The organism is Streptomyces sp. ISL-11, assembly GCF_018614525.1.
Taxonomy (GTDB): Bacteria; Actinomycetota; Actinomycetes; order Streptomycetales; family Streptomycetaceae; genus Streptomyces.
Genome location: NZ_JAGGOL010000084.1, coordinates 57,857 through 75,468, shown reverse-complemented (window position 1 = coordinate 75,468; position 17,612 = coordinate 57,857). Strand labels below are relative to the sequence as shown.

Here is a 17,612-nt window from a genome sequence, read left to right as displayed (position 1 = left end):
CGCGGCGCTGGCCGCCGAGCTGCGCGCCCTGGCCGGCTCGCACCGCCACGCCGTGGGCACCACCCACGTCGAGCCGCTCCTGGACGTCCTGGTCCACGGCCAGGACATCGCGCTGCCGCTCGGGCGCCCCCGGGAGATCCCGCCGCCCGCGGCGGCCGTCGCCGCCACCCGCGTCTGGACGATGGGCGTCCCCTTCCGTGCGCGCAAAAGGTTCCGCGGGCTGCGGTTCGCCGCGACGGACGCCGTGTGGGCGGCGGGGGAGGGCAAGGACGCCGAGGGGCCCATCGGCGCGATCCTGCTGACCCTGACCGGCCGCACGGCCGTCCTGGACCGCCTCTCCGGCGAGGGCGCCGCGGAACTGCGCCGCCGGGCTGCGCTGGCCGCCCTGTCCCGTACTCCGTGACGTCGTGCGCGAGAGGGAGGTGCCGCTCCGTGACTCCGCGCGGGAGGGGGAGCGGGCCGCCGGGCGCACCGTCGCCACGATCGGCCGAATCGCCCCCTTCGCGAGGGCGGTCGGTGACCGTCGGATACCGCTTCCTCACGCACCGTCCCGGACCGTGGCGGGTGACCGGCACCCCCGAGGCGGGGGCCGGTGGCGCGTGTAGCTTTGCCGTACAGCCGCGCCGATGTCATCCGTGCGGCATGTACCCGTCACCTTCGCGTGTACTGCCGTGCCGGTACCGCCATACCGATACAAAAGGACGCCCCACCCATGCCGTACGTGCGCCACTGGTTGCGCAACTCCCTCCTGCTGTTCGTGCTCGCCATCACGCTGGGCCTGGTCGCCGCGCACACCCACCTGATCCAGCCGCACGACCTCCAGCTGGACCGCACGATCCAGACCAACACCCGCACCGGTTGGCTGAACGACGTCATGGAAGGCGTCAGCGCGCTGGCCTCACCCGTGGCCGGCCTGGTGATCCTCGTGATCTGGAGCGGCTGGCTGCTGTTCGTCCGGCGCCGGCCGACGCGCGCGGTCGCCACCTTCCTCGTCGTCGCGATCGGCTGGAACAGCACGCAGATCGCGAAGGCCATCGTGGCCCGGCCCCGGCCGCCCCGGCAGTTCATGCTCGACCCGGAGATCGGCTCCAACAGCTTCCCCAGCGGGCACACCGCCTTCACGGTCTCGGCCGTCGTCGCCGCCTACTTCCTCCTCCGCGAGACCCGGCACCGGCGCACCGTCCTGGTCCTCGGCCCCCTCGCGGTCCTGCTCGTCGCCTTCTCCCGGATGTACGTCGGCGCCCACTACCCGACCGACACCTTCGGCTCGGTGCTGATCGCCGGCTCGGCGATCACGTTCGTCACGGGCATCTGGCACGTATGGATCGAGCCGCAGCTGCACCGGCTGCCGCTGATGGAGCGCTTCGGCCTGGAGCGCGAGCGCGCCGAGCAGGACGCGGCGGCCCTGCCCGGCGGCCGCCGCCGCGCCGCGGGCGCGCCGCAGGCCGCCCCCGCGGCGGGGCGCCACCGCAAGCACGCGGGCCGCTGACACCACGGGCACGGCGACACCGAAGGGCGGTACGGGGACACCCGTACCGCCCTTCCGCGTTCCGTATTCCCTCTTGCTGGAACGCGTTCTACTGTGTGCGCCGTCAGCCACAGGGACGGCGAGACCTTGGAGGGCCCGTGGACCTCGAATACACCCCGGAACAGCGGCGGTTCCGCGCGGAACTGCGGAGCTACTTCGCCGGGCTGGTGCCCGACAACGCCTACGCCCGCCACTTCGACCCCGCCGAACAGAAGCGCTTCTACCGCCGCACCATCCGCCGGCTCGGCGCCGACGGCCGCCTCGGAGTGGGCTGGCCGCGGGAGTACGGCGGCAGCGGGATGACGCCCATGGAGCAGTTCATCTTCTTCGACGAGGCCGCGCAGGCCGGCGTACCGCTGCCGCTCATGGCGCTCAACACCGTCGGCCCCACGATCATGCAGTTCGGCACCGAGGAGCAGAAGGCGTACTTCCTGCCGCGCATCCTCTCCGGCGAACTCGACTTCGCCATCGGCTACAGCGAACCCGACGCCGGCACCGACCTCGCCTCCCTGCGGACGCGCGCGGTGCGCGACGGCGACCACTACGTCGTCAACGGACGGAAGATCTGGACCACCAACGGCGACACCGCCGACTGGATCTGGCTGGCGGTGCGCACCACGCCCGTGACCGACGGCGTGCCACCGCACCGCGGCATCAGCATCCTCCTGGTCCCCACCAGCGCTCCCGGCTACTCCTGGACGCCCATCGAGACCCTCGCCTCCCACGGCACCACCGCCGGCTACTACGACGACGTCCGCGTCCCCGTCGGCAACCTCGTCGGCGAGGAGAACAAGGGCTGGCGCCTGATCACCACCCAGCTCAACCACGAGCGCGTCACCCTCGCCGCGCACGGCACCACCGCCATCGGCGCCCTGCGCGACGTCCGGCGCTGGGCGGCGGCGACCAGGACCGCCGACGGCCGCCGCGTCATCGACCTGGGCTGGGTACGCGGCCGGCTCGCCCGCACCCACGCCCGGCTCGACGCGATGAAGCTCCTGAACTGGCAGATGGTGGACGCCCTGCGCCACGGCACCCTCACCCCACAGGACGCCTCGGCCGTCAAGGTCTACGGCTCCGAGACCCGCCGCGACGCCTACGCCTGGCTGATGGAGATCCTCGCCGCGGCCGGCCCCCTCAAGGAGGGCTCGGCCGGCGCCGTCCTCCACGGCGAACTGGAACGCGGCTACCGCAGCGCCGTCATCTTCACCTTCGGCGGCGGCAACAACGAGATCCAGCGGGAAATCATCTCCTGGATCGGCCTGGGCATGCCGAGGGTACGACGCTGACCGACGCCGGCTCCGCGCCGGCACCGCTCTTTTTGCAGCCCGTACGGACCCTCGTGCGAAGCGGCACCCCCCCGCCCGCGGCCACCACGACGAGGTCACCACTCCCCGGCCGCCCCCGGCGCGTCCCGCCGGCACCGGGCCGCACGCCGTTCCCACGGCCGCGCACGGGCCCCTCCCGCCCGGCCCGGGCCGCCGCGCGGCCCCCCGGCCGGGTTCCGGCAGCCCTCCCTCCGCCTACAACCTGCGAGGACAGGCCGCCATACTGGTCGGGCCGGGGGATGCACAGCGACGCGACGGGGGCGGCGGCGGAGGATGGTGGAATCCAGGCTGATCCAGGACCGGTATGTGCTGCTCGACCGGATCGGGCGGGGCGGCATGGGCGAGGTGTGGCGGGCCCGCGACGAGTCGCTGGGCCGTCACGTGGCCGTCAAGTGCCTCAAGCCCATGGGGCCGCAGCACGACCAGTCCTACCTGAGGGTGCTGCGGGAGCGGTTCCGGCGCGAGGCGCGGGTCGCCGCCGCGCTCCAGCACCGGGGCATCACCGTCGTCCACGACTTCGGCGAGTCCGACGGCGTGCTGTTCCTCGTCATGGAGCTGCTCGACGGCCGCAACCTCAGCGAGCTCCTGGAGGACAACCAGGCCCGGGCGCTGCCCGTGGCCGAGGTCGTCGACATCGCCGAGCAGGTCGCCGCCGCCCTCGCCTACACCCACCGGCAGGACGTCGTCCACCGCGACCTCAAGCCCGCCAACATGATGCGGCTGACCGACGGGGCGGTGAAGATCTGTGACTTCGGCATCGCCCGCCTCGGCCACGACATCGGCTACTCCACCTTCTCCTCCCGCCTCACCGGCACCGGCATCGCCATGGGCACGCCCCACTACATGTCACCGGAGCAGATCGGCGGCGGGCACGTCGACCACCGCAGCGACCTGTACTCGCTGGGCTGCGTCCTGTACGAACTGGCCACCGGCGAGCCCCCCTTCGCCATGGACGACGCCTGGGCCGTCCTCGTCGGCCACCGGGACACCGCGCCCCGGCCGCCGCGCGAGCACCGCTCCGACCTGCCCGCACCCTTCGAGCGGATCGTCCTCGACCTGCTCGCCAAGGACCCCGCCGACCGGCCGGCCGACGCCGCCGAGCTGCACGCCCGGCTGCTGGACGTCTGCCCCGTCCGCACCGGCGCGGTGCCCAGGACGCTGCCCGAGAGCCGGCCGCGGCCGTTCGCGACGTCGGTCCGGCTGCCCGAGCCGCCCCGGCTCCCCGGCTGGGCCCGGAACATGACCACCGGCTCCAAGGCCACCGGCCCCGGCGCCCTGCCGCCCCCGCCGCCCGGTCCCGCCGCCGAGCTCACCGGCGCCTGGACCGGGCCCTGGACGGGCGCGGAAGCCCGCCCCACGACCGGCCGCCGCCGGGGGAGCGGCCCGCACACCACACCGCCCCCCGGCGTCCTCACCGAGCTCGCCGGACGCCACCAGGAGGCACTGCGGCTCGGCCGGCTCGGCCGCTGGGAGGAGGCCGGCGACGCCCACCGCGACGTCGCCGCGGAGCGCGAGCGCGTCCTGGGTCCGGACCACCCCGACACCCTCACCAGCCGGTACGAGGCCGCCTTCACCCTCAGCCTGCGCGGCCGCCCCGACGAGGCGCTGCGCGAGTACGCCCGCGCCGCCTCCGGCCGTCAGCGCGTCCTCGGCCCCGAGCACCCCGAGACGCTCGCCGCGCGGCAGGAGACCGCGTACGTCCTCGGGCAGCTCGGCCGGCACGTCGAGGCGCACGAGGTGTACGCGGCCGTGCTCGCCGCCCGCGAGCGCGTCATGGGCCCCGACCACCCCGACACCCTGCGCTGCCGTCACAACCTGGCCTTCAACCTCGGCCGGCTGGGGCGCCCGGAGGAGTCGTACCGCATGGCCCTCGACGTGGCCGCGGCCCGCGCCCGCGTCCTGGGCGCGAGCCACCCCGAAACCCTCGTCACCCGTTACGAGGTCGGCTACGCGCTGGGCCAGCTGGGCCGCTGGACCGATGCCCTGCAGACCTACCGTCAGGTCGCCGCCGCCCGCCAGCGGGTGCTCGGCGCCGAACACCCCGACACCCTCGCCGCCCGCTACGAGGCCGGCATCTGCCTGGGCCGCCTCGGCCGCAGCGCGGAGGCCCTCCAGCTGTTCCGTGACCTGGCCGACGAGCGCACCCAGGCGCAGGGCGCCGACCACCCCGACACCCTGCGCGCCCGGCACTGCCTCGGCGTCAACCTCGGCCGGCTCGGCCGCTGGGAGGAGGCGCTCGCGGAGGCGCACGACGTCTGCGCGCGCCGCGCGGACGTCCTGGGCGCCGACGACCCCGAGACCCTCGTCAGCCGCCGGGAGATCGCCGTCGCCCTCGGCTGGCTCGGCCGCTGGACCGAGGCGCTCGCGGTGTACCGGGAGGTCGCCCAGGCCCGCCAGCGGGTGCTGGGCGCCGACCACCCCGACGCCCTCGCCAGCCGCAACGACGAGGCCCACTGCCTGGAACAGCTGGGCCGCTCCACCGAGGCCGTCGAGCTCCACCGCCAGGTCGCGGCCCTGCGCCAGACCCGCGCGACCCGCGGCCGGCCACGCGGCAGATGACTGGCCCCTCTTCCCGTAACTGACGGCGCATCAGAAAACCTCTTCCCTCGCCCGGCCCGCTGCGGCATCCTGCCGCCCATGCAGACGGAGCTGAGCCAGCAGCTGGGGATCGAGTACGCCGTCTTCGGCTTCACCCCCTTCCCCGCGGTGGCCGCGGCCATCACCCGCGCCGGCGGACTCGGTGTGCTCGGCGCCGTGCGCTACACCGAACCCGACGCGCTCCGCCGCGACCTGAACTGGATGCAGGAGCACACCGACGGCCTGCCGTACGGGCTCGACGTCGTCATGCCCGCCAAGAAGGTCGAGGGGGTCACCGAGGCCGACGTCGAGGCCATGATCCCGGCCGGGCACCGGCGCTTCGTGACGGAGACGCTCGCCCGGCACGGCGTGCCCGCGCTCGACGACGGCGAACGCTCCGGCTGGCGCATCACCGGATGGATGGAGGCCGTCGCCCGCGCCCAGCTCGACGTCGCCTTCGACCACCCCCTCGCGCTCCTCGCCAACGCGCTCGGCCCCCCGCCCCCCGACGTGGTCCGGCGCGCCCACGACCACGGCACCCTCGTCGCCGCCCTCGCCGGCAGCGCCCGGCACGCCCGCCGCCACGCCGAGGCGGGCATCGACATCGTCGTCGCCCAGGGCTACGAGGCCGGCGGCCACACCGGCGAGATCGCCACCATGGTCCTCACCCCCGAGATCGTCCGGGCCGTCGATCCGCTGCCGGTCCTGGCCGCGGGCGGCATCGGCAGCGGCGAACAGATCGCCGCCGGCCTCGCCCTGGGCGCCCAGGGCGTCTGGCTCGGCTCGCTCTGGCTCACCACCGAGGAGGCCGGCCTCACCTCGCCGGCGCTGACCGCCAAGCTCCTGGCCGCCGGCTCCGGCGACACCGTGCGCTCCCGCGCCCTCACCGGCAAACCCGCCCGCCAGCTGCGCACGGCCTGGACCGACGCCTGGGACGACCCGGCCGGCCCCGGTGCGCTCCCCATGCCGTTGCAGGGACTGCTCGTCGCCGAGGCCCTGACCCGCATCCAGAAATACGAGGTCGAACCGCTGCTGGGCACGCCGGTCGGCCAGATCGTCGGCCGCATGGACTCCCGGCGCGGCGTACAGGCCGTCTTCGACGACCTGACGGCCGGCTTCGAACGCGCCGTCGACCGCCTCGACCGCATCGCGGGCCGCGCGCGGCGCGAACCGGACTGAACAGCCCTGGTCCTCCACGGTGCCGCACGCACCGGGCGACGGACCATCCCACCCGACGAGGAGCACCCCCATGCCGCAACCGCCCAACGGTTTCTGGGCCCTGGCCGCCGCCGACCCCGACCGCGTCGCCCTGATCGCCCCGGACGGCGAGGAGTGGACCGCGGGCCGCCTGCACGCCGCCGCCAACCGGCTCGTACGCGGCCTGCGCGCCGCCGGCCTGCGCACCGGCGACGCCTTCGCCACCGTCCTGCCCAACGGCGTCGAACTCCTCACCGCCCACCTCGCCGCGACCCAGGCCGGCCTCTACCTCGTCCCCGTCAACCACCACCTCGTCGCGCCCGAGATCGCCTGGATCCTCGCCGACTCCGAGGCCAAGGCCCTCATCGCCCACGAACGCTTCGGCCCCGCCGCCGCGGCCGCCGCCGACGAGGCGGGGACACCCGCCGGCCGCCGCTACGCCATCGGCGGCATCACCGGCTTCCGCCCCTGGTCCGCGCTCCTCGACGGCCGGCCCGGCACGCCACCGCCCGGCCGCACGCTCGGCTGGGTCATGAACTACACGTCGGGAACCACCGGTCGCCACCGCGGCATCCGCCGCCCGCTGCCGGGCAAGGCGCCCGAGGAGACCCACCTCGGAGGATTCCTCGGCATCTTCGGCATCAAGCCGTTCGACGGCAACACCCACCTGGTGTGCTCACCGCTCTACCACACGGCCGTCCTGCAATTCGCGGCCGCGTCCCTGCACATCGGCCACCGGGTGGTGGTGATGGACAAGTGGACGCCCGAGGAGATGCTCCGCCTCGTCGACACCCACCGCTGCACCCACACGCACATGGTCCCCACCCAGTTCCAGCGGCTGCTGGGACTGCCGGAGTCCGTCCGGGCCGCCTACGACGTATCGTCCCTGCGCCACGCCCTCCACGGCGCCGCGCCCTGCCCCGACCACGTCAAGCGCGCGATGATCGAGTGGTGGGGGAGCTGCGTCGAGGAGTACTACGCGGCCAGCGAGGGCGGCGGGGCCTTCGCCACCGCCGAGGACTGGCTCAAGAAGCCCGGCACGGTCGGCAGGGCCTGGCCCATCAGCGAACTCGCCGTCTTCGACGACGACGGGGAGCGCCTGCCCGCCGGGCGGCTGGGCACCGTCTACATGAAGATGACCACCGGCGGCTTCGCCTACCACAAGGATGCCGGCAAGACGCGCGAGAACCGCATCGGCGACTTCTTCACCGTCGGCGACCTCGGTTGTCTCGACGAGGACGGCTATCTCTTCCTGCGCGACCGCAAGATCGACCTGATCATCTCCGGTGGCGTCAACATCTACCCCGCCGAGATCGAATCCGTCCTGCTCGCCCACCCGGCCGTCGCCGACGCCGCCGTCTTCGGCATCCCCCACGACGACTGGGGCGAGGAGGTGAAGGCCGTCGTCGAACCCGCCGAGGGCCACGCGCCGGGCACACCGCTGGCCGAGGAGCTCCTCGCCCACTGCGCCGGGCGGCTCGCCGGCTACAAACGCCCCAGGTCCGTCGAGTTCATCACCGCCATGCCCCGCGACCCCAACGGCAAGCTCTACAAGCGGTGGCTGCGGGAGCCGCACTGGAAGGGCCGGAACCGCCCGCTGTGACGGATTCCCGACGCCCGCGGAACGGGCCGCTCCAGGGCTGTTACCGGCCGAAGCCCCCCCAACCCCTCCTCGGAGGACGCCCGCGCTGACTAGACAGGTGCCGGGTCACCGACCACCCCAGGAGGAAACAGTGAACGGATTCATCAGAAAGAGCGGCAAAGCCCTGCTGGCCATCTCCGCCGCGTCCGTCCTCGCCCTCACCGGCATGGGGACGGCCCAGGCCCAGCCCTCCGGCAGCACGACCCGCAGCGCCGACGTCTCCGCCGCCGACGCGGTGAAGGCCGAACTGGCCAAGCGCGGACCGTCCGCGGCCGCCGCCCGGATCGTCTGCTACCGCGCCCACGTCGCCGGCATAGGCTGGCAGGCCGCGGTCTGCGACGGCCGGACGGCCGGGACCACCGGCCAGAGCAGAGCCATCGAGGCCCTGGAGGTCGCGACCGGCAACGTCGGCGCGCTGTGTCTCGACGCCCACCTCGCCGGCATCGGCTGGCAGGGCGTGCGGTGCGGCAACGACTACGAGAACGTCGTGGTCGGCACCACGGGCCAGTCCCGGCGCATGGAGGCGCTCAGGATGAGCGTCAGCTCCGGCTCCGTCTCGGCGCGGGCGCACATCCAGAACATCGGCTGGCAGGGCACCGTGCGCGGCAACCCGGTCACCGTCGGCACGACGGGCCGCTCGCTGCGCCTGGAGGCCATCCAGATCGACGTCTGACCCCGCGCGGGACAGGCCACGGGCGCACCGCGCGAGCGCGGTGCGCCCCTTCGGGCTCAGCGCTCGCTCACCCGCACCACCTTGAGCTTCGGCGACGCGAGGATGTCCTTCTCGCAGAACCGCCCCCGCACCATGCGCCCCGCCGAGAACAGCTCGGTCTGGTCGCTGTAGTGCGCCGACGTCGGGTCGGAGGACTGACCGTACGTCAGAAGGGTGCGGGCCGCCGGGCAGGAGCCGCCGTCGAAGCCGACCGCCTGGATGTAGCTGGAGCCGTGCGCCACCTCGCTGTAGCCGCCCCGGGCCGCGTCCCACGGCGCCTCGACCTTGTTCCACACGCCCAGCGCCTCGGTGCCGCCGGGAACCGGGATGCGCTTGCCGTTCCGTACGACGAACTGGTGCTCGCCCAGGGGTGCGTCCAGGGCGATGCGCGCCGCCCGCAGCTCGGTGACCGCGTCGGCGAGGGCGCGGGACAGGCCCGGAGCCGCGGTGTTCAGGGTGTTCGGCGTGGACACGGGGGCCGCCGGGGAGAACGGCACACGCCACAGCTCCGCTTGGGGGACGGTCCGGGCGGCCTTGCGCCAGAACCGGTCGAAGAGGAGGGCGCCCTTGCTCCCCGTGCGCACGGTCCGGTCCCAGCGGGCCAGCACCCCGCAGGCCGCCGAGACGTCGACGGACGTGCCGTCGCTGCCGGTGGCCCTGCCGCCGGGCAGCGCCGCGCACGCCTTGGCGGCGTCGGCGGCGGCGAGGTCACCGGCGGGGGCCCGGTCGGCGAACTGCTGCCGCTCCAGGTCCGCGACGGTCAGCCCGCCCTTCTTCGCCATGGCGGCGACGTCCTCGATCCCCCCGCGCGTGCGCAGGGAACGGGTGGTGCCGACGTCGCCGAAGATCCTCGGGTAGCCGGTCAGCGGCCGGTCGGCGTTGGCCAGCCAGGCACTGTCGTTGGAGTTCTCCTGAGCCACCCGCGTCCCTGGGTCGCTGCGCTGCACCACCCTCCCGCTCATCCGCACCTGACCCGGCCGTCCCCCGCGCCCGGCACCGGCACGCCACCCGTACCCATGGCCTGTGGCCGAGCCGGTGAGCGCCCCGCCAAGCACGACGCCGCCCGCCGGATCGCCGCCCGGGCCGTGCCCACCACAGTCTTCAGCGTGGGCGATCTGGACCCGTCGGGGTGGTCGATCGTCGACGCAGCCGCGGACGACGTGGCGACCTTCGTTGAGCAGATGGACGCCGAGCCGCCCGCCGTGTCACGGCATGCCGTGACACCCGAGCAGGTGGCCGCCTACGGGCTGGAGACCGCCCCGCAAAAGCGCACCGACCACCGCGGTGCGCACATGGGCGCCACCGTCCAGGCCGAAGCCCTCTCCCCTGCCGAGCTGACGCGCATCGTCCGGGCGGGGCTCGCGGCCGTCGTCGACGAGCGCGCCCTGGCCGCCGTCCGCCAGCGCTCCGAGCGGGAACGCGCGCAGTTACTCGACCAGGTGAGCCGGCTCCTGCGGTAGCCCTGCGGGTAGGTCGAAGGAAGCGCCGAGGATTCCGGCACCGAGCGGACCTACGGTCCTTGAGGCTGTGTTGGTGGTAGGGCTCGTGCCCTTGGTGTGGCAGGGGTCGTTGGTCGGCTGGGTGCTGATCGGCGAGGAGGAACCGTCTGTGGGCTCTCCCAGCACCGTGGAACGGCACCAGGCACCTCGCCCGGCGAACGCGTCCCCGGGGACAAGGTGTGAGCCTGGCCAGAACCATGCGCCCCGCCGGGCGGCTTCGTCACCCCCTCGGACGATGCGCATCAGCGCGCGCAAGCGCGCTCAGAGATTGCCCTCGGCGCAGGATTCTGTCCTTGCGCCCGTGTCACGGTGTTAGCGCTGTTACGGCTGGTGCACGCCGTCGCCGGTACCTGGTTCTTTGAGCCCCAAGGGTGGGGAGCGCGGCACGGTGCGGGGCGGTGAGTATGCGCTGGGGCCTGCGTTTGAGCGCGTGTGTTCGCGCTGGTGCGCGTCGTCCGAGGGGGTGACGCTTTCGGCGGGCGGGGCGCATGGTTCTGGCCATGCTCACTCCGTGGCGCACGGGGCGTCCTGCGGGGCGTGCTCCCAGATTGCCGCGGGTGAGTGCCGTGCCGGTTCTGTTGCCCACTGGGTGGGCGGAAGAGGAGTCAGCTCATGAACGTTCGGCTGAGCACCATCCGACAGCGCATGGCCGTGGGACTGGCGGCCGTGGCCCTGAGTGCCGCGGGCCTGACGGTCGGGGCCGCGGCCCCGGCCCACGCCGCCGTGCTGAACACGTGCACCGGGTACGAGACCGCGGAGTACAACCCGGGGATCCACTCCGATTCGCGCCAGACGACCGTGAAGGCCTTCGGCGCCTTCGGCACGTGCGTGGGAGACTCCACCCACACCTCCGGGATCGTGGAGTTCACCGGCCAGGGCGAGCTGTCGTGCACCACGGGCGGCTCGACCAGCGGGTACGGCAAGCTGTTCTGGGCGGACCCCAAGGCCGGCACGAGCATCTTCAGCTTCACCCTCGCCGCTGACATCAGGCCGTTCGGCCAGAACGTCCTCATCGCCACCGGGAGCATCACCGGCGGCGACTACAGCGGCGAACCCATCAAGATCGTGTTCGCGCTCCCGGACACCGCTCCCCAGCAGTGCCTCAGCAAGGACGGCGTCACCAACAGCGCCGGCCCCTTCGAGATGACCATCGGCGTCTGACCACCAGCCGCCAAGACCACGACACCACGGGACCGCACCCCCCAGCGGTCCCGTGGTTCCGTTCGGGTCTGTCAAACGAAGGGCCTTGACCCAAGACCGGGAAGTTAGCGTTTTCGCAGTTCGCGCAAGCTCGTTGACAGTTCGAGGGCAAAGCACAACGGAGCTCGTTGGTACAGGCATCTGGCCAGCGGCCTGGAGGGGATCCCGGGAGCCGTCTTTCCGGCCGGGAGCCGGACGACGTCCGCTACCGGTGGTGCGGCGGGTGGGGCGGGTGTGGTGGCGGGGTCGGGATGGTGGCGATGCCGGGTGCGGTCTCGGGCCAGACCAGCAGGACGGGGCAGGGGGCGTGGTCGACGATGAAGCGGCTGGCGGGGCCGAGGCTGCGGGGTCCGAGGTGGGTGCGGTCGCCGTCGCGGGCGAGGATGAGCAGCTCGGCGCCTTCGGCGGCGGCGACGACTTCCCGCTCGATGCGGCCGGTGCGCTCGGTCCGGGTGCACTCGCGGCCCAGGCGCTGCGCGGCGTCGGTCAGGAGCTGGCCTGCGGAGGCGGCCGCCAGCTGTTCGACGCGGGTGCCGGGGTCGCGTTCGGGGTGGCCGCGGCCGAGCAGCCCGGCGAACGCACCGTGTGCCGCGCCCGGGACGTCGGCCGGGGTGACATGGAGCAGGACGACGTCTGCGCCCTCGGGCACGTGGGCGCGGGCGGCGTCCACGCAGGCGGGCCAGGTGCCCTCGACGATCCAGACCACCACAGCCATCCGGTCAGCCTCCTCCGATCGCGGTCAGCGAGACCCACAGTGCCAGTACCGCGGCGCCCAGGCTGGCCGGTACGGCATACAGGCCCAGCCGGGTGAACTCCTTCAGTTCCACCTCGGCGTCGTGCGCGTGCACGATGCGCCGCCACAGCAGGGTGGCCAGCGAACCGGCGTAGGTGAGGTTCGGCCCGATGTTCACCCCGAGCAGCACCGCGAGAACGGCGCCGGGCCCGGACGGGGCGGTCAGCGGCAGCAGCACCAGCACTGCGGGCAGGTTGTTGATCACGTTGGCCAGGACGGCGGCCAGCGCCGCGGTGCCCAGCAGCGCGGCCAGGCCGGTGCCGCCGGGGATCAGGTGGCCCAGGGCCGTGTCGAGACCGTTGTCGACGACGGCGCGGACCACGATGCCCAGGGCCAGGACGAAGGCGAGGAACGGCACCGCACTCGCGCGCACGATGGCGGTGGGAGTGGTGCGGCGCTTGGCCAGGGCGCGGACGGCGAGGACGCCGGCGCCGGCGAACGCCGCCCAGGCGGGATTGATGCCGAGCGCGGAGGTGAGGACGAACCCGGCCAGCGTGCACGCCACGGCGGCCAGGGCGAACACCGGCACCTCGCGCGGCTCGGCGGTGGCCGGGGCGGAGGCGCCGGCGTCCAGGTCGGTGGCGAAGAACCGGCGGAAGACGACGTACTCGACGCCGATGGCCACCAGCCAGGGCAGCACCATCAGGGAGGCGAAGCGGGTGAAGCTCAGCCCGCTCGCGGCGAACGCCAGCAGGTTGGTCAGGTTGGAGACCGGCAGCAGCAGGGAGGCGGTGTTCGACAGGTGGGTGCAGGCGTACACGTGCGGCCGGGACCGGGCCCCGAGCCGGGCGGCGGTGGCGAACACCACCGGGGTCAGCAGCACGATGGTGGCGTCCAGGCTGAGCACCGCGGTGATCACCGAGGCGAGGGCGAACACCTGCACCAGCAGGCGGCGCGGCCGTCCCGCCGCGGTGCGCGCCATCCACGCCCCGCACGCGTGGAACAGGCCCTCGTCGTCGCAGAGCTGGGCCAGGACCAGCACGGCCGCCAGGAACCCGATCACCGGACCCAGCCGGGCGGCCTCGTCGGCGGCGTGGTCGAGTGAGATCGCCCCGGTGGCGATGACGAGGCCGGCGGCCGGGACGGCGACGACCGCCTCCGGCCAGCCGAACGGGCGGATGACCGCGCACGCCAGCACGACCACGAGAAGAACGGCGGAGAGGGACTCCGCCAGCGCAGTGTTCACCGCGCTATCTTCTCCGGCCGGGCCGTTCGGCGACCGGGGCGGTCGGCCGGGGAATCGCCGCGGTCTCCTCGGCTTCGGCCAGCGCCCGGTACAGGGAGGCGGCAGCGGGAAGCTCAGCCCGTCAGCTGCCCTGGCCAACGAGCCTGCCGGCGACCCGTGTTGGAGTCACCCCCTGCTGTCGCTGGGCGCGAGCAGGCTGGTGACCTCGGCGATCGCTTCCGCCGAGGGATGGAAGTACTTGCGGACGTTCTCCGGCTTCGTGTGCCGGGACTTCGCCATCAGCATCAGCAGGCTCGCCCCGCCCCCGCCGAGGTGGGTGAGCCCGGAATGCCGCCACTCGTGCAGGTCCCAGCCCGTGCCGCTGTCGCCTCCGAGGGCGGTGTGTTCGTCCAGCAGCATGCGGGCCTGCCCGTACGACAGCCGGGCCAGGCCGGTGTCCGGGCACACGTCGCGGGCGCTGACGATCTTGCCGGGGCCGGGCTTGCGGTGGGTGGTGAATACAGACCCGCCCGTACGGCCGTTGAGCAGGCGGGGCAGCAGCCGGGCGGTCCCGGCGTCCCAGTACACGGGCTCCAGCACGAAGTCCTCGCGCGCAGCGCCGCGGCGCCGGCGGCGTGGCCGCCGACGTCGAGGGCCAGGAGCAGGCGCCCGATCCCGAGCGGCCGCACGCCATTGACGTGCCTGGCCTGCTCGCCGAGCACCTCAGGGCCACCAAGGTCGCCGAGATCCGCGAAGCGCTGCGCGGCGGCAGGGCCATCCGCCGCGGACAGGGCTACTCGGTGCGCGTCACCGCCCCGCTCCTCCTCCACCAGGCCACGCTCAAGCAGTGCGCCGCCCTCGCCGGCGTCGGTTCCACCCCGTCCGGACGCAAGGCGTACCGCACGTATGCCGACCGGATCGCTGAGATCTCAACGGCTCCGTAGTGATTCCGGGCGGCCAAGGCTCTTCCCCGTGGCGAGCGACTGGACGGCTGCCGTCACTGCGGAGGCGAGGAACAGTGAAGCCGGTCGCCGCAGGTCTACGGCATTTCGAGTATTACCGCGGTATCTCTCCCGATGCTCGTTCTGCGGCTTCCATGAGCTGGTTGGCCAGGTTCTTGAGCGCCTGCCGTAGTTCGCCGGGGTGGTGGATGGTGAAGGGCCATTCCAGGGAGGCGAGCAGGTGTGCCATGCCGTCCAGTCGTTCTGCCCGTGCGTGCATGAGGATGCCGGTGGGCTGGGCGGTGAGGGTCACTGCTGAGCGGGGCAGCCGGCGGGCGACCTCATCGAGAGGGCCATGAATCGTCACCTCGACCTGCCAGCGGTAGGGCCCCTGAGCCAGGGTCGAGGTCAGGTGGGCGACGGGGTCGAAGCCGTCGGGGGCGGTGAAGTGGCGAGCCCGGGCGGTGGCGGAGGTGACGCGGTCGATGCGGAAGGTCCGCAGGCTGTCGCGGAGGTGGTCGTGGCCGACGACGTACCAGCGGCCGGTGTGGAAGACCACGCCGTATGGGTCGATGTCGCGTTCGGTGTGTTCTTGGCGCCAGGACTGGTGGCAGATGCCGACGGTCGTGTGGGCGCGGGAGGCCTGGGCCAGTGCCAGCAGGACGCCGGTTCCGGGCGCCTGCCCGATGACGGCGTTGGCGGTGAAGGACAAGGTCTCCCGCATGGCGGCGAGCGGTTCGCGCAGGGCGTGCGGGAGCACCCGCTCGATCTTGGACAGAGCGCCGGCGCTGGCCGGTGCGGCCGTGCCCATGCCCAGGCGTTCCGCGGCGAGCAGGCCGAGGACGACGGCGAGAGCCTCGTCGTTGGTGAGGACAAGGGGCGGCATCCGGTAGCCGCGGGCCAGCCGGTAGCCGCCGTAACGGCCGCGTTCAGCCTGCACCGGGATGCCCAGTTCCCGCAGGTGGGCGGTATACCGGCGCACGGTGCGGACGTCGGTGTCCAGGCGGTCGGCCAGCTCTGCTCCGGTGAGCCGGGCGTTGGACTGGAGGAGTTCCAGCAGGGTCAGCACACGGGTGAGGGGATGCGACATGGATCACTCGGCTTTTCAGGGCGGATTCTGTCCTGTATCAACTCTACGCTCCCCGCAGGACCTACTTCTGGGAGATCACATGGCCACCTTCGTACTCGTTCCCGGCGCCTGGCTCGGGGCGTGGGCCTGGGAAGACACCGCCCACGCTCTGCGGGAGCGCGGCCACACGGCGCTGCCGCTGACACTGACGGGCCTGGCCGAGCACGCAGACCAGGGCGGACCGCAGACGGACCTGGACACGCACATCGCGGACATCACCGACTTCGTCGAGCGGAACGATCTGCGCGACGTCACGCTGATCGCCCACAGCTACGCGGCTGCCCCGGTGACCGGAGCAGCCGGACGTCTCGGCGACCGGCTGGAGCGCGTGGTCTACGTGGACAGCGCCCCGTTCGCCGCGGGCATGTGCATGCTCGACCTCATGCCACCGCAGGCAGCGGACCAGCTGCGCCAGCAGGTCACCACTTCGGGCGATGGCTGGCAGCTATCGATGCCGCCCTTCGACGTCCTGGGCCTGTCCAGCAGCCTCGACGGGCTCGATGAGGGCCAGCGGGACGCTCTGCGCACGCGTGCCACCCCTCATCCGTTCGGCACCTACACCCAGCGCCTCGCCGGCCCGGTAGAGCTCGGCGCCGGTGTTGACCGTGTCCTGATCGCCTGTCATGACTTCACAGGCCTGCTGGATGCCGGGGTACCGATGCTGGCCTACCTGAACCAGCCGCCGTGGCGGCGCTTCGACCTGCCCACCGGGCACTGGCCGATGCTGTCCGCGCCCGCTGAACTTGCCGACATCCTCGATGGGACCGTCTCTTGACCGAGCCGGACCCCGAGAAGCACAGCCCGATGATTGACCACGAGCGCGTCCGCAGGCTGCGGGCCCACGCGCAGGCCCTGGCCGGCGGAGCACGGGAAGTCTCTGCCGAGGCGGTCGTCCGGCGGGTCTTCGCCGTCCAGGCCCAAGACGCCACGGCCGCCGACCTGGGCATCCGGGTACGCGGGCGGGACATCACCGCCCGCGCCATCCGCACCGCGTACGAGGAAGAACGCAGCATCGTCCGCGGCTGGTGCATGCGCGGCACCCTGCACACCATCCCCGGCGACGACGCCCGCTGGGTTCTGCGACTGCTCGCCCCTCGGATTCTCACCGCCACCAGCCGCCGCTACCAGCAGTTGGGCCTGGACGACGGCCTGCGCCAGCGCGCCGACCATCTCATCCGGCGCGTCCTCACCACGCACGGCCCACGCACCCGGGCCGAGCTGACCGAGCACCTCACCACCCTCGGTATTCCGCCGGACGGGCAGGCGCCGTTCCACCTGATCCGCCACGCGGCACTCACCGGCATCCTCTGCCACGGCCCGCAGCGCGCAGGCGAAGCCACGTATGTGCTGCTCGACGACTGGCTCCCTCCCATCGGGGACTTCCGGTGGGAGGGAGCCGCTGCCCTCGCCGAGCTGGCCCGCCGCTACCTTGCCGCGCACGCCCCCGCCACCTTGGAGGATTTCGCCTCCTGGTCCGGGCTGCCGGTCTCCTGGGCCCGCAGGGCCTGGAAACTGCTGACGGAATCGGGCGCGATCACCGAGTACGGCGCGTTGACCGTGCTCGCCGGGCGGGTGAAAGAACTCTCAGGCTCGTCTGACACCCCGGACGTTCGCATGCTGCCCGCCTACGACAACTACCTGATCGGCTACCGCACCCGCGAGGTGTCTGTCCCCGCTCTCCACCAGGCTCGCGTCTGGCCAGGAGGCGGCCTCATCCGGCCCACTGTCATCGCCGACGGCCTGGCCATCGCCACCTGGACCCGCCGGTCCGGCGCGCTCTCCATCCAGGTGGATGCGTTCGAACCGGTCCCGCCTCAAATCCAGCCGGGAATCGACATGGAGAAGGAAGCCGTCGTCCGCTTCCTGAAACCAACCGCCTCCGGATGACCCGATGCCATATCGAC

Annotated in this window: 14 protein-coding genes and 3 pseudogenes; 12 read left to right on the top strand and 5 right to left on the bottom strand. The window is 73.1% G+C overall.

Annotated elements, in window-relative coordinates:
* From J7E86_RS18640 to J7E86_RS18610, 7 genes and pseudogenes are all read left to right on the top strand, one after another.
* A pseudogene (locus tag J7E86_RS18640) lies at positions 1–403 on the top strand (hypothetical protein); the annotation flags it as partial.
* 309 nt (positions 404–712) lie between these two features.
* Complete coding sequence (locus J7E86_RS18635) at positions 713–1,489, top strand: phosphatase PAP2 family protein (protein WP_215082832.1); 777 nt, start codon at positions 713–715, stop codon at positions 1,487–1,489.
* A 137-nt stretch (positions 1,490–1,626) separates the two neighbouring features.
* Entirely contained in the window at positions 1,627–2,814 is a 1,188-nt protein-coding gene (locus tag J7E86_RS18630) for an acyl-CoA dehydrogenase family protein (protein ID WP_215082831.1), read from the top strand.
* A 312-nt stretch (positions 2,815–3,126) separates the two neighbouring features.
* A complete protein-coding gene (locus J7E86_RS18625) occupies positions 3,127–5,412 on the top strand; it encodes a serine/threonine-protein kinase (protein ID WP_215082830.1) in 2,286 nt (761 codons plus the stop codon).
* Positions 5,413–5,490: 78 nt separating this feature from the next.
* Positions 5,491–6,609: a nitronate monooxygenase gene (locus tag J7E86_RS18620; protein WP_215082829.1), complete on the top strand. Its 1,119-nt coding sequence runs from the start codon at positions 5,491–5,493 to the stop codon at positions 6,607–6,609.
* A gap of 70 nt (positions 6,610–6,679) precedes the next feature.
* Entirely contained in the window at positions 6,680–8,230 is a 1,551-nt protein-coding gene (locus J7E86_RS18615; protein ID WP_215082828.1) for an acyl-CoA synthetase, read from the top strand.
* A 130-nt stretch (positions 8,231–8,360) separates the two neighbouring features.
* Positions 8,361–8,942, top strand: coding sequence for a hypothetical protein (locus J7E86_RS18610; RefSeq protein WP_215082827.1), 582 nt, complete (start codon positions 8,361–8,363; stop codon positions 8,940–8,942).
* 56 nt (positions 8,943–8,998) lie between these two features.
* Here the strand turns inward: J7E86_RS18610 and J7E86_RS18605 are convergent.
* A pseudogene (locus tag J7E86_RS18605) lies at positions 8,999–9,892 on the bottom strand (penicillin acylase family protein); the annotation flags it as partial.
* 105 nt (positions 9,893–9,997) lie between these two features.
* On the opposite strand from J7E86_RS18605, the gene J7E86_RS18600 reads away from it, so the two are divergent.
* Together J7E86_RS18600 and J7E86_RS18595 are read left to right on the top strand one after the other, a co-directional pair.
* Positions 9,998–10,441: a hypothetical protein gene (locus J7E86_RS18600; RefSeq protein WP_215082825.1), complete on the top strand. Its 444-nt coding sequence runs from the start codon at positions 9,998–10,000 to the stop codon at positions 10,439–10,441.
* A 651-nt stretch (positions 10,442–11,092) separates the two neighbouring features.
* Positions 11,093–11,641 (top strand): hypothetical protein, encoded by a 549-nt coding sequence (locus tag J7E86_RS18595; RefSeq protein WP_215082824.1) that lies wholly within the window; start codon positions 11,093–11,095, stop codon positions 11,639–11,641.
* Positions 11,642–11,885: 244 nt separating this feature from the next.
* Here the strand turns inward: J7E86_RS18595 and J7E86_RS18590 are convergent, their stop codons facing one another.
* The 3 genes and pseudogenes from J7E86_RS18590 to J7E86_RS18580 form a co-directional block, all read right to left on the bottom strand.
* On the bottom strand, positions 11,886–12,395 hold the full coding sequence (locus J7E86_RS18590; protein ID WP_215082823.1) for a universal stress protein: 510 nt from the start codon (positions 12,393–12,395) through the stop codon (positions 11,886–11,888).
* A gap of 4 nt (positions 12,396–12,399) precedes the next feature.
* Complete coding sequence (locus tag J7E86_RS18585; protein ID WP_215082822.1) at positions 12,400–13,659, bottom strand: arsenic transporter; 1,260 nt, start codon at positions 13,657–13,659, stop codon at positions 12,400–12,402.
* Positions 13,660–13,824: 165 nt separating this feature from the next.
* Positions 13,825–14,280 (bottom strand): annotated as a pseudogene (locus J7E86_RS18580) (site-specific integrase); the annotation flags it as partial.
* Here J7E86_RS18580 and J7E86_RS18575 point away from each other — a divergent pair.
* Complete coding sequence (locus tag J7E86_RS18575; RefSeq protein WP_215082821.1) at positions 14,274–14,582, top strand: hypothetical protein; 309 nt, start codon at positions 14,274–14,276, stop codon at positions 14,580–14,582. The pseudogene J7E86_RS18580 and the gene J7E86_RS18575 sit on opposite strands and share 7 nt — an antisense overlap.
* 112 nt (positions 14,583–14,694) lie before the next feature.
* Here the strand turns inward: J7E86_RS18575 and J7E86_RS18570 are convergent, their stop codons facing one another.
* Entirely contained in the window at positions 14,695–15,669 is a 975-nt protein-coding gene (locus J7E86_RS18570; protein ID WP_215082820.1) for a YafY family protein, read from the bottom strand.
* 79 nt (positions 15,670–15,748) lie between these two features.
* Here J7E86_RS18570 and J7E86_RS18565 point away from each other — a divergent pair, with 79 nt between their 5' ends.
* Positions 15,749–16,483, top strand: coding sequence for an alpha/beta fold hydrolase (locus J7E86_RS18565; protein WP_215082819.1), 735 nt, complete (start codon positions 15,749–15,751; stop codon positions 16,481–16,483).
* 29 nt (positions 16,484–16,512) lie between these two features.
* Positions 16,513–17,595, top strand: a complete 1,083-nt coding sequence (locus J7E86_RS18560; RefSeq protein ID WP_215082818.1) for a winged helix DNA-binding domain-containing protein — start codon at positions 16,513–16,515, stop codon at positions 17,593–17,595.
* Positions 17,596–17,612 lie beyond the last annotated feature (17 nt).

Bases quoted from the DNA above. Each gene is read 5' to 3' on its own strand.
- J7E86_RS18565 (WP_215082819.1), top strand. From the start codon at position 15,749: ATGGCCACCTTCGTACTCGTTCCCGGCGCCTGGCTCGGGGCGTGGGCC.
- J7E86_RS18560 (WP_215082818.1), top strand. From the start codon at position 16,513: ATGATTGACCACGAGCGCGTCCGCAGGCTGCGGGCCCACGCGCAGGCC.
- J7E86_RS18590 (WP_215082823.1), bottom strand. From the start codon at position 12,395: ATGGCTGTGGTGGTCTGGATCGTCGAGGGCACCTGGCCCGCCTGCGTG.
- J7E86_RS18615 (WP_215082828.1), top strand. From the start codon at position 6,680: ATGCCGCAACCGCCCAACGGTTTCTGGGCCCTGGCCGCCGCCGACCCC.
- J7E86_RS18635 (WP_215082832.1), top strand. From the start codon at position 713: ATGCCGTACGTGCGCCACTGGTTGCGCAACTCCCTCCTGCTGTTCGTG.
- J7E86_RS18595 (WP_215082824.1), top strand. From the start codon at position 11,093: ATGAACGTTCGGCTGAGCACCATCCGACAGCGCATGGCCGTGGGACTG.
- J7E86_RS18620 (WP_215082829.1), top strand. From the start codon at position 5,491: ATGCAGACGGAGCTGAGCCAGCAGCTGGGGATCGAGTACGCCGTCTTC.
- J7E86_RS18625 (WP_215082830.1), top strand. From the start codon at position 3,127: ATGGTGGAATCCAGGCTGATCCAGGACCGGTATGTGCTGCTCGACCGG.
- J7E86_RS18570 (WP_215082820.1), bottom strand. From the start codon at position 15,669: ATGTCGCATCCCCTCACCCGTGTGCTGACCCTGCTGGAACTCCTCCAG.
- J7E86_RS18600 (WP_215082825.1), top strand. From the start codon at position 9,998: ATGGCCTGTGGCCGAGCCGGTGAGCGCCCCGCCAAGCACGACGCCGCC.